The organism is Leptospira bourretii (genome assembly GCF_004770145.1).
Classification (GTDB): Bacteria; Spirochaetota; Leptospiria; order Leptospirales; family Leptospiraceae; genus Leptospira_A; species Leptospira_A bourretii.
In genome coordinates, this window is the sequence record NZ_RQFW01000016.1 from 1 (window position 1) to 11,954 (window position 11,954).

12 protein-coding genes are annotated in these 11,954 nt (G+C 35.8%); 10 read left to right on the forward strand and 2 right to left on the reverse strand.

All coding sequences use genetic code 11. The features are described 5' to 3' along the window. Positions 1–1,069 precede the first annotated feature (1,069 nt). The 7 genes from EHQ47_RS10380 to EHQ47_RS10410 all read left to right on the forward strand — a co-directional run bounded on the left by EHQ47_RS10380 (position 1,070) and on the right by EHQ47_RS10410 (position 8,090). Positions 1,070–1,594: a hypothetical protein gene (locus EHQ47_RS10380; protein WP_135750065.1), complete on the forward strand. Its 525-nt coding sequence runs from the start codon at positions 1,070–1,072 to the stop codon at positions 1,592–1,594. A gap of 24 nt (positions 1,595–1,618) precedes the next feature. Further along, positions 1,619–2,212, forward strand: coding sequence for a hypothetical protein (locus EHQ47_RS10385; RefSeq protein ID WP_135746849.1), 594 nt, complete (start codon positions 1,619–1,621; stop codon positions 2,210–2,212). Positions 2,213–2,538: 326 nt separating this feature from the next. Beyond that, a complete protein-coding gene (locus tag EHQ47_RS10390; RefSeq protein ID WP_135777141.1) occupies positions 2,539–3,528 on the forward strand; it encodes a DUF5692 family protein in 990 nt (329 codons plus the stop codon). A 350-nt stretch (positions 3,529–3,878) separates the two neighbouring features. Then, complete coding sequence (locus tag EHQ47_RS10395; RefSeq protein ID WP_244290302.1) at positions 3,879–4,952, forward strand: cytochrome-c peroxidase; 1,074 nt, start codon at positions 3,879–3,881, stop codon at positions 4,950–4,952. Then, positions 4,952–6,472, forward strand: coding sequence for a parallel beta-helix domain-containing protein (locus EHQ47_RS10400; RefSeq protein WP_135777143.1), 1,521 nt, complete (start codon positions 4,952–4,954; stop codon positions 6,470–6,472). The genes EHQ47_RS10395 and EHQ47_RS10400 overlap by 1 nt, the downstream gene beginning before the upstream one ends. Before the next feature lies 1 nt (position 6,473). Continuing rightward, entirely contained in the window at positions 6,474–7,754 is a 1,281-nt protein-coding gene (locus EHQ47_RS10405; protein ID WP_135746853.1) for an ankyrin repeat domain-containing protein, read from the forward strand. Positions 7,755–7,862: 108 nt separating this feature from the next. Next, positions 7,863–8,090 carry a hypothetical protein gene (locus EHQ47_RS10410; protein ID WP_244290303.1) on the forward strand — a complete coding sequence of 76 codons (228 nt, stop codon included), beginning with the start codon at positions 7,863–7,865 and terminating at the stop codon, positions 8,088–8,090. Positions 8,091–8,122: 32 nt separating this feature from the next. Here EHQ47_RS10410 and EHQ47_RS10415 read toward each other — a convergent pair whose 3' ends face one another. Both EHQ47_RS10415 and EHQ47_RS10420 read right to left on the reverse strand, forming a co-directional pair. Then, complete coding sequence (locus EHQ47_RS10415) at positions 8,123–8,470, reverse strand: hypothetical protein (protein WP_135746854.1); 348 nt, start codon at positions 8,468–8,470, stop codon at positions 8,123–8,125. Between the two features lie 5 nt (positions 8,471–8,475). Then, positions 8,476–9,276 (reverse strand): alpha/beta fold hydrolase, encoded by an 801-nt coding sequence (locus EHQ47_RS10420; protein WP_135746855.1) that lies wholly within the window; start codon positions 9,274–9,276, stop codon positions 8,476–8,478. Positions 9,277–9,404: 128 nt separating this feature from the next. Here EHQ47_RS10420 and modA point away from each other — a divergent pair, with 128 nt between their 5' ends. Genes modA through EHQ47_RS10435 form a run of 3 tightly spaced genes read left to right on the forward strand, consistent with a single transcriptional unit; the run spans position 9,405 to position 11,813 of the window. Continuing rightward, entirely contained in the window at positions 9,405–10,214 is an 810-nt protein-coding gene (modA, locus tag EHQ47_RS10425) for a molybdate ABC transporter substrate-binding protein (protein ID WP_135746856.1), read from the forward strand. Between the two features lie 51 nt (positions 10,215–10,265). Beyond that, the gene (gene modB, locus EHQ47_RS10430) at positions 10,266–10,949 is read left to right on the forward strand and encodes a molybdate ABC transporter permease subunit (RefSeq protein ID WP_135777144.1); all 684 of its coding nucleotides are present in this window, start codon (positions 10,266–10,268) and stop codon (positions 10,947–10,949) included. Positions 10,950–10,964: 15 nt separating this feature from the next. Then, positions 10,965–11,813 (forward strand): ATP-binding cassette domain-containing protein, encoded by an 849-nt coding sequence (locus EHQ47_RS10435; RefSeq protein ID WP_135746858.1) that lies wholly within the window; start codon positions 10,965–10,967, stop codon positions 11,811–11,813. The last annotated feature ends 141 nt before the right edge of the window (positions 11,814–11,954 follow it).

Here is an 11,954-nt window from a genome sequence, read left to right on the forward strand (position 1 = left end):
TAGAACTCTTGTCGTATACATTTGTTGGGAAAAGCTCTGAGTCGTTAGATTCGGGGCTTTTTTTATGTCTGGAGGGAAAGTCTGGTTTTCTACATATGAATTGGAAATAGTTCTCATTTGTGGTTGGTTCACATTTTTAAGCGTCCATGGATGGACGCGTTAGCGAATTCCGACCTGGATGGGAGGATGAGCGAAAAATGCGAACCATCTACAAATGAGTTAACAAAGTGCGGAGCTCGCCAGAAATTCAGCTGGCAGGAGTCAGGAAGGCATTCTGCTGCTTATGCCTTTGTAATCTTTATCCCATGTTTACGAAATATATCTACCATTTCCAAAAAAACTCCAGCGGATTGATGTTTGAGAATCTTTAAAAGCAGAAAAAGAGCTCGCTCATTGTTTGTGACTTCTTTGTAGGCGATATAAAATGCGATCAATTCAAGAGGATATTGCAATTGATAATGGTTAGATGGTTTTTGATTCCATTCCTTCCAAAAGGTAGAACGCTGTAAACGAAATCGTTCCCAAAAGAACCGAAATAAAAATAGAATGACTTGAGAAGTTTTCAGAGATTTCCAGATGGTTTTGAATGTTTGCCATTGCATTCGATAAAAAAAAGGAAACAAGCTTCTTGTAACTGGCATGGTAAAGTAATTTAGATTGCCTTAATAAAAAAACAATTTGTTTTCGACAGTGATACTAAGATTTATCTCGTCGCAACTGCCTTCATTTTACTATTATTGGTTTCGGAAAAATATGAAGATAGGTAAGAATCCCTATTTGTTAAAGCAATCACCAAATATTTGGTAGGTGAAAGTTCCTGATATTCTGATGCATTTTTGGTTTCAATGTAAGTTTACTGAAGATATATATTTCTAATAAGACATTAGTGAAAGAGGAAGTAAACCGTAAGCCATATTAGGTGGAGTGGGTTGTGTTTACTGAATCATAGGGTTTTCATCAAAATTTCGATTAAAAATGAAAGAAAATGAATCGACAACTCGTCAGTAGGATAGAAAAAATAACGTTTGTCTTTATTTTTATAGAATCAAAAAGGAAATTTTAGGAACCAATGAAGAAATTAATTTTCGTAGTAACCTTGTTAGTTTTAAATATTCAAATATTTGCGAAAACTCATACTTTGGATGAGGGAAAGATTTCCTTTGAAACAGGTGATGAATTCCAACCTTTTTCTCAGGAAATAATCGATTTAAAATATCCTTCTAAACGAGCTCCTAAGTATGTGATTGGAACAAAGTCCACCAAAACATCAATTGGTTTTGATATAAAAGATAACCAAATCGAAGAAATCAATCTAGAAGATGCAAGAAAAACAATGTCGGATACGTTTTCAAAAATTATCCCAGGAATCAATTGGATTAAAAATGAACTAATAGTTGTTAATAAGAAGAAGTTTATTCTTTTTAATTTTTTATCAAATGCTATCGATACAAAAATAAATAATACAATGTTGGTTACGAATTATAATGGAAAAATGTTATTGTTTAACTTTAATTCAACGATAGATGAATACCCGAAATACAATAAGACTTTTGACCAGATCATAGAATCGATTAAAATTGAAGAAAAACAATAGGTAATTTGGCATAGGAGTTTAGTAATGAAAAAAGTAAAATACATAGGTATCACTGCGAGTATCTTGATTCTTCTTGGAGTTGTTTTTTATGGTTATATGGGTGGATTCCAGGACGTAGTTGTGAGTCGTGAATCGTTTGGTCCAACAGAGATTTACTATGCAACTCATAAAGGACCTTATAAAGAAATCGGAACTAGTTGGGAAAATTTTCAAAAAGAATGGGAGTTGCTAGGGATTACCAATTGCGATAGCCTTGCCATATATTTGGACGCACCCGATACAGAACCATCCAAGTTACGATCGATTCTTGGATGTCGATTAGAAGGATTTACTCCTGAACAAAAAAAACAAATTTCTGGGAAGTTTCACACATTTTCAATTCCTAAAATGACTGGATTGAGTGCGTCGTTTCCATTTAAGAATTTTTTATCTTATTTTTTAGCACCAACCAAAGTGTATCCAAAATTCCAAGAGATTTTAACCGTTGAATCTTCGCAAACTTCCGTCGCAATTGAAATTTATGGTGGGTCTTCTGAGTCAGTGAATTCCATTGGATTTTTTATGCCCGTAGGTGTTAGTCGAGAAATTTTTCGTTCATTGGAAGAGGCGTTTCACTAATGGTAGGGCTCTTTGCGCTAGGGATAAGAAGGGCTTGGTCTGCCGTAAGGCAGACGGAAGCGTAGCGGACCCCGGAGTAGCCCGACCCTTATTCTTTTCATCAAACAACAAGATCGATTTGGGAGCGCCCAATCTATGGTTTTGTTTTTATTTCGTTTGTTGATTTTTGATCGAAAACTTTAGAAACCTTCTAAATAAACGTATGTTAAACTAAGGATGAACGAAACAAGATTTCTTGACTTTCGTTGACCAGCCAGTCATAATGAAATTGGAAAGTGGATGAATATAAATAAGATTTTGAAATCTAAATCGAGAGAGGTTTTGTAATGTGGAATTTTAATGCAGAGGCCGGAACGACAACAATCGAAGGGATTGGAATATGGTTCCTTGTTTTTTTTGCCCTTTTCGTTTTTAATGAATTTGCAAGGAGATGGAAATGGGCTGGGTTTTTTAGTTTCATAGTCCTTCCAACGTTTCTGTCTATACTTTGGTTTTTCTTTATGAAGGAACAAACCTATACAGATTGGTTCCATTTGGTAAAAGTATACTCTGCACTTGCAGGTTGCCTTATTTTTTGGGCGATTCGCCATATTCAGAAAACTGATACAAAAGGAAATGTGCGTTGGCGATTAGCAAATGTTAAACTAGCTTTGTTTTTTCCTGCTTTGATATTGGCGGTGAATATCGTTGAGGCAGTCACGAGAGATTTTCAAGTGGGAAAGATTTATTGGAATATTTTTTCTGGGCCTATTGAAGGAGAGGTGACTGGAGTTCTTGGTGGACCTTGGAATTATATGAACGCCATTGCTGGGATTCTTAACACGGTTACTATCACTGGTTGGTTTGGCATTGTCATTCGAAAGGAAACGGATTCTGATAAGAGCAGGGATATGTTATGGCCTGACATGCTTTGGTTTTGGATTGTTGCATATGATTTGTGGAATTTTTCTTACACATACAATTGTATTCCATCCCATTCTTGGTATGCAGGTTTAGCTCTTCTTTTGGCGCCAACAGTTTGTGCGTTCACAATTGGAAAAGGAGCATGGTTGCAACATAGGGCACAAACGCTTGCTATTTGGTGTATGTTTGCACAAACTTTCCCTTCATTTTTAGATTCAGGAGCTTATCTCGTTCGCTCAACCTACCAACCTTGGATTTATAATTCTGTTGCCGGACTTGCGCTGGCAAGTAATGTTGCTGTGTTCTGTTATATGCTGTATAAGTGGATTAAAACAAAAAGAAATCCATATACTGGAGAGATTTACACAGACTTAAGTGAATACAAAACTATAAAGGCTTTGGCAGAATCTTAATTCAAATATTTAAGTTTATTGAAAAGGGTCATTCTGTCTGTGACCCTTTTTTTACATCAGATAAAGATTGATATAAATCAATGAGCTTTGAGGTGATTGATTTTTTATATGGCCAAATCATTGGCTTTTCTTTTGTTTTATTAGATTAAAATGATTTCTAACTTTTCTCTATATGGTTCTTTTGTCTTGTGAAGTATCTGTTTTATTTGGAATTCGTTACTTTGGTCTTTTTGGTTTCGAATTGCTCAAAGGTAGATTCTAGAATCATTCAAGAAACATCTGAATTTGAGATAGTAGAACCTCCTTCGGATTTTTTTCTTTCTTCGCTTTGTCCTTCCGGATGGAAAACAGTGAAAGGTCTCTGTGTTATTAATTATCAGTATATAAATTCCTTAGAAAAAAACGGTGGCTTAGGGCAAACTCTCCCCGATGTCAAACTAGATCCGAAGGTGATTGATTTAGGAAGGTATTTGTTTTTTGATCCGACCCTTTCTAGCGATAAACAGTTGTCATGTGCTCATTGCCATCACCCAGCCTATAGTTTATCGGATGGTCGAAAACAAAGTATTGGGAAAGATGGGACTGGGTATGGACCAGAACGCAAAAATGGAGTGGTATTAAAGAGGTCAGCTCCAAGTTTGTGGAATGTTCTTTATATGAAACATTTGTTTTGGGAGGGGAGAGCCGCAAATTTGGAAGACCAAGCAGAAGGTCCACTGTATTCTCCTGATGAAATGGGTAGTTCTCCTACGATCATCGAATCACGGTTAAATGAAAATCCTTTTTATCAAAAAATGTTTCGCCAGGCTTATGGCCTGAAAGGAACTAAAATTTCGGCAGAGTTAGTGGTTGATGCGATTTCTTCTTTCGAAAGATCGCTTGTTTCATTTAGCAGCAGGTTTGATAAATGGTCAACTGGAGATAAAGATGCACTTAGCGAAGAAGAATTGTTAGGTTATAATGTATTTCGTTCTTTTGTTGCCAGATGTGCAGAATGCCATCCTCCACCAATGTTTACAAATAATGTTTTTGCTACCATTGGCGTTTTGGATTCGGGGGTTAGGGATTATGGACGAGAAACCATTACCGGTCAAGATCTGCTTCGGGGATCTTTTCGTGTTCCTAGTTTACGGAATATAGCAAAAACTGCACCTTATATGCATGCAGGAAATTTGGAAACGCTTGAGGAAGTTGTAAATTTTTATAACGAAGGTGGTGGTCGGGGGAATGGTGCACCGAGCGACCTTCGAATTCATTGGCATGTTAGAAAAATGGGCCTTAGTCAAAATGAAATTACATCTCTCATTTCTTTTCTAAAGACATTGACTGATGAATCGAGTATGCCAAAATTTCCAAAGTCCGTTCCATCAGGTTTACCAGTAGCACTTGAATTAGAATCATATCATCGGAGTTCCAAAAAGTAATGAGTTTTAAAAAACTTTTCCAGTCTATTCTTTCTTTGCAAAATCGAAAAACCTATCTTCACCTATGGTTTGTTATCTTTCTAACTTTTGTCTTCACGTCCCAAGTTTTTTCACGCACAGTGGAAGTTCATGAAGGGGAGTCAATTCAGAAGGCAATTGATTCGTTAGAAAAAGGAGATACCGTAAAAGTGTTTCCTGGTATCTATCAAGAGTTTTTGTTCGTGGACAAAACTCATTTTACTCTATCGGGTGTGATTGTCAATGGCAAGTGGCCAGTGTTAGATGGAGAGGCGAAACTGAATGATGGTGTGATTGGGTCTGGTGCTAATTTTCTAATCGAAAATTTCCACATCAAAAACTATAAAGCAAATGGAGTGATGACCCAAGGTGCAGGTAATATCATTATGCGCAAACTCATTGTGGAAAATACAGGAATCTATGGAATTTATCCAACAATGGGAACTAACGTAGTCGTTGAAGATACGGTTAGTTTGGGAATTGCTGACGCGGCAATTTACATTGGGATGTGTCACAATGTTGATGTTAGACGAAATGAAGTCTACGGAAGTGTGATTGGAATTGAAATCGAAAACTCAACGAACGTTTTAATTGAAGGGAATACTGTGTATGATAATTCAGCGGGTATCGTTGCTTTTGCTTTGCCAGGCCTTCCTTTGAAAAAAGTTGAGAATGTAATCATTCGAAAGAACTTTATATTTGATAATAATCATAGAAATTTTGCTGAACCGGGTGCTCTTGTTGCCGGTGTTCCTCCTGGGATAGGAATTGGTGTTATGGCTGGTGACGCAGTTACGATTGAAGGCAATATCATTCGTAGAAATAGTTTCGCCGGAATTGGAATTGGAGATAATAATTTACTTCCTAATTCAAAATCACCTGATCCAGATGTAGAACCAAATCCTGACCGAAACAAAGTCCTTGAAAACGTTTTCATTGATAATGGATCTCGGAAGTGGAACGATTTTGTCTCTTGGATATTTTATGTGATACGAGTTGTATTTTCTGGCAATCCGATCCCTGAATCTCCTAACGGTGGGAAGGTGGGAATTTTCCCGGAAGGATATGATATTGTGGCTTCCGGGAAAGGAAAGGGCAATTGTTTGTCCTCTCCTGATTCAGTAACAAAAATCGGAACTAGCGGATACGGAATTTGTTCACCAAAAGAATCCACTGAGCAAATCAAAACAATGATTGGTGACCCTAAGTTGGGAGAAGCTAAATCAGATGCTCGGGAGCTAGGGAAACAGGTGTTTGGTGCCGTTTGTTCTGGTTGTCACTCGATGACTTTACGAACTGTGGGCCCTCCAATTAAGGAAATACAGGATAAATATAAAAAAGATGTATATGGCGTTGTTTCCTTTGCATCAATGCCCAAAAAAGTTCGAGAAGGTTTTATCGAAATGCCTTCTCAAAAGTACTTAGGAAACGAAAAGTTAACGGCAGTTGCTAATTATATTTTGAACTTGAAAGATGAAGGATCCAAAGGGGCGGCAAAATAATATGAATGCAGAAATAAAACTTCCTCAGATGAATCCGTTTCGCGGTGGGTTGATTTCGATCATTCGTTTGTTCACACCTCCGATATTAGCCTTTTTCCTAATTGTATTGGTTTGTTATGTTTCAGGTGATGTTTCTTGGAAACGTAATCTTTTGGCGGTTTCGTTTCTTTGTTATTATGTTGCCGTTTCAGTTTTGGGAACTTTACGTGCTGCATCAGCAGTAGAAGATATCCTTGGTGAAGAAGATGTTGTGGAAGATAAAACATCAAGAATGAGACGTGCAAGACATTCTGTTCGAGTTTTCTTTTCTCTTTGGTTTGTAGGTGGAGTTGCAATCCTTGCTGGATTGTATGTAGGGATGAATAAAAATAGATGGGATATGCCCATTCCACTTCCTTCGTTACAAATATTAAGTTCGATTGTTTGGGCTATTCTTTCTTCGTTATTATTACAACTAATGAGTTTTCATCGGGGCATTGTGCTTACAAAAGGTGGGTCGACAAAAGGGTATATTGCGCAAAGTATTTCCATTTATGGATTTCTCATTGTCCTGTTCCCAATTTATTTTCTGTTGTATGCAGGGAATGGTAAAATATTGAATATTCCCTATCTCGTTGCCTTCACGTTACCTACAAATATACTATTAGTTTATTTGATTATTAAAAAATATAAGTCTGTCTTAGGCATTCTTGGAGAAAATTCAGAATTATTTTTTCATCCTGACATTAAATATGCTGCAAAAAAAGCCTTTGCTGTTTTTTTCATACTCTTTCTTCTAATCAGTTTATTCTTTTTGGATTATTCACGACGAAGGAAATTGCTCTGGATTTATTCCGCTAAAGAAAATCATATTTTTCTATTTCAAGTTTTGCGTTTGACGGGCGTAAGTGTTAATGAAGTGGATGAACATAAATACACTCCACTTTTTTGGGCGATCCAAGGTGGGTCACTTCCATTTGTGAAGTCGATCATTGAAGATGGAGCAAATTTGGAAGCAACCAATGAATTTGGTCAAACTCCTTTGATTCTTGCTGTTTTACTTCAAAATGAGCCTATAGTAAAGGAATTGATATCCTTGGGATCTGATCCTAACCGGGCCGATACACTGGAGGGACAAACTCCTTTGATTTTGGCTGCAAGAGATGGGAATTTTGAAATCGTATCATTTCTCTTAGAAAAAAAAGCAAATCCATCGCTTAAAAATAAGAAAGGTAAATCAGCATTGGACTTAGCTTTAGAAAACGGTCATCTTAAAATAGTCGATTTACTAAAAAACCGATAAACAATTAGAGTCGATCTGAAATTATTTTAAATACTTTTTATTCTTCTGTACCTTTTGTCCCGTTTGTGGATGGGTTGTTAATAGATAAAATAATTTCAGATATGATCTGTGCATGGGTATGCAAAAAAGTCAATTCGAAGTTATACGATGTATATGCCTCGGTTGGTATTGTACATTCAAAAATTAGTGGATCATGCAGATATTAAATGCACATTAATCTATCTACATCTGAGTCCCAATTCTCTTCTACAAATCACAAGCCTACTGGAAAAAATTGGTAATATACGATTGGGAAATTTAGAAAACCAAAATCAGTATGGATTTCAATTTCGTTGAGATTGGTTTGAGCTGAAACGTATGAGGTGATGTCAAAACTTTGCCTGTTTCATTCGACAGAGTGCCACAATCTTTTTTATATTAGGTTCTGACATTTCAGTCGCTTCAGGTAAGTTCCCCATGTGGCTTAGACCCACGTGGATGTACCCTTTTTTCTCTCTGTTTAAAACCACCAAACAATCGGAAGCTGGAAGATTTAATTTTTTTCGAATCTTTTTCTCTTCTTCTTCTGCGGACGCAAAACCAGCTTCGGTATTTTCAAACTGATATTGTTCAATTCCGACACTGGTTTTACTTACTAGATTTACCTTTTCCATTGTCAAAATAATTTTGTCATGTGAAAGAACGATCATAGTAAAAACCAAAAGAAACTCAGACATAGAAATTACTCCTTGGCGATTTCATTCAGTATATCACATAATTCTTCTGGTTTGCTAAAAAAAGGAGAATGACTGGAATCAATTTGAAAAACCCGATCACAGGGAGAATCCTTTTGCATCTTCCTTTGGAGAAACAGTGTAACTGCTCTGTCTTGCAAACATTCGATGTAAATTTTCGGAATTTTACCATAACGTTCTTCAGTTAATTTCAATTTTTCAAATCCACCTAAGTTTGGTTCTGGTGTGAGTAAAACATTGGCTAACTCAGTGATCTCGAGTGGGCAATCATGATAAAGTGCATCATGGAAGATATGTTGGCTCAAACGATGAGTTCTGTATTTTTTTGGCAAAAAAAGATCTATCAATGTTTTTTTGTAACCAGTATAATCTTTAATCAATCGACTGGCTAGTTTTAAGGAAATTTTTGGAATTGTGTTTTGAATCACTAAAGACTTCCGATCAAGGAGAGCATATTCCATCATTGACCTTCCGTTTGGAATTAAATAGGATGCGAGGTAAATTAATTTCTCAATTTTTTCCGGGATTTTCTCAGCAACTCTGGAAATGACAATTCCGTTTCGACTATGGGCAAGTAAAATCACTTTACCTTCGATAGCTTGGATCACCTCTACCGTTTTGTTTACATAGTCACTAAGTGTTGCAAAATGTATTTTTTTTCTGTCTAGTCCATGCCCTGGCATATCAATGCTTATCGCTTGGTGTCCAAGTTGTTGTAATAACGGAACTATTTTATGCCAATTCCAAGCACCGTGGTAAGAACCATGTAGTAATATAAATGTTTTCATCTCATCTCCAAAAATGGAATGAGAATAGTTTAGGTTGAATTCAACGATTCGAAAACCCGATTCTTGCTATTTCTAAAAAAAAGTCTCGCATAGCTTAGGAAACTTACGTTTTATGAACCTGTTGGTCTATGAAACGTATCACATTATTTTTATTTAGTTTGTTTGTCCTAACAAGTGCAGTCTTTTCAGAAAAACTGGAATTAAAATCCAATCATCCCAATGAAGTCACAGAAATTACAGTGGCAGTTGCTGCGAATTTTAAAAATCCGATGGAAGAAATTCGGACCTCATTTTTAAAACAAAACCCAAAATATAAGGTCACAATCATTTGGGGTGCTTCAGGCCAACTCACAAGTCAAATTCGAAGTGGTGCACCCGTTGATTTATTTTTATCTGCTGATATGGATTTTCCAGAAGCATTGTATAAAGAAGGTTTTAGCAAAAACCAACCCAAAGTTTATGCCATTGGAAAATTGATACTCATGTCAAAAATGGGAAAAAATAAATCGAATTCGATTCAAGAACATTTGGTTAATGAGAATACCAAGTATATAGCAATCGCTAATCCAAAAACTGCACCGTATGGTAGGGCAGCGGTTGAATTACTGCATTATTATGGAATTTACGAAAAGGTAAAGGATAAACTTGTGTTTGGTGAAAGTGTCACCCAAGTAAACCAATTTATATCCACAGGATCTGCCGATTTTGGTTTTACCTCACTTTCGACTGCTCTCTCTAAAGAGAATACAAACCAATTTTGGTTGAATGTTGATCCTTTCTCTTACACACCGATCCATCAAGGTGTAATCATCATAGAAATAAATAAAAATCGATCAAAGGAAGAATTCAATTTATCCCACCAATTTTTCGAATACTTATTTTCTAAAGAAGTTCATCGTATACTCTCTGTATATGGTTACACTGCACCTCCAATATGATTGTTGTATTTGTATTATTTTGCAAAAAAAATCTTATATTTCGAGAAAAAGATGATTTTAGATTTTGATCCTCTTTGGTTGACATTAAAATTGGCACTACTCACAACTTTCGTTTTGAGTATCATCACTATACCCATTGCTTACTGGCTTACTTTTTCTTCATTTCGATTTCGTTTTGTAATAGAAACAATTTTGAACTTACCTTTGGTATTACCGCCGACTGTACTTGGCTTTTATCTTCTCATTTTATTTAGTCCCAATCATTGGTTAGGCAGATGGATTGAGGATGTATTCCATTTTCGAATTGCCTTTAGTTTTTTGGGAATTTTGATTGGATCCGTTTTGTTTAGTTTACCATTTATGTTACAAGCTTTCCAAGTTGGATTTTCGTCAGTATCTCGAATCTATATAGAAACTGCGATGGTTTTGGGAAAATCAAAGTGGACTATTTTGTTTAAGGTAATTCTTCCTAATTGTAAACCCGCAATCCTTGTTGGTATGATCTTAACATTTGCACACACCATTGGCGAATTTGGCGTCGTTCTTCTTATTGGTGGAAGTATTCCAGGTAAAACAAAAGTAGCATCCATTGCTATCTTTGAAGAAGTTGAGGCAATGAATTATCAATCTGCTCATATCTATTCAGCAATTTTGGTAGCTATATCAATGTTTGTTTTATTGGTAATTTTTCGATATAAGAGAAGTTTAACAATGGCGTTGACTTCAAAAAAATAATGCTTCGAGTTTAGAATGATCAAAGTAAATATCCAAAAGAAGTTTTCTTCAAGAGATCAGAAAACTATTGAACTTAAGTTTGAATGTGAGATTCCATTACACCAATCAAACTCTCTTTTTGGTCCATCTGGTGCAGGTAAAACCACGTTTCTAAAAATGTTAACTGGATTAGTGAAGCCAGATCTAGGTTCTATTGTTGCTGATGGACAGGTTTGGTTTGATTCTGAAAAGAATATAAACTTACCAATCGTTTCTAGGTCAATTGGATATCTATTTCAAGAATCTTCATTATTTCCAAATATGAATGTTCGGGAAAACTTGGAATTTGCTTTTCAAAAGGGAAAAGAAGATAAGAATTTCTTACAGAGGTTAATGACTACAGCCGAAATAGATAATCTTCTAAATCATAAAGTAGAAGGATTGTCCGGTGGTCAAAAACAGAGAGTTGCCCTCGTCAGGTCGCTTATCCAGAAACCTAAATTCCTTTTTTTAGATGAACCCTTTTCTTCTTTAGACCAAAGGATTCGAAGTCAACTTGTTTCACTTGTTGAATCTTTACAAAAACAGTATCAAATGACAGCCATCCTGATTAGTCATGAAATTCCAGAGGTCATCAAACTTACTAAAAAAGTTTATATGATATCCAATGGGGAAATTGTTTCTAGTGGTGATCCGATTGACTGTTTTCGACAAAAACATCATGACTTATTGGAAGGGGAAGTGATTGGCAGGACATCGAAGGATGAAGTAGCAATTTGGTATCCCAATCCTTTTGTTGTTTTAAAAAGAAATGAGAAAGATCCAATATTGAAGATCAATGAATTTTGCCTTACACAAATAAAAATCAAAAACAAAGGTGATTGAATTTTATTTCCTCCAAATCAATTTGAATTCATATAAAACTCAAGTAACTCATTACAAAACCCCCTGAACAGGGGGTATGATAAACTAAAATATTTATTCCCAACCTTATGAATTGAAACAAAGTCATCAGAATTCTTTGCA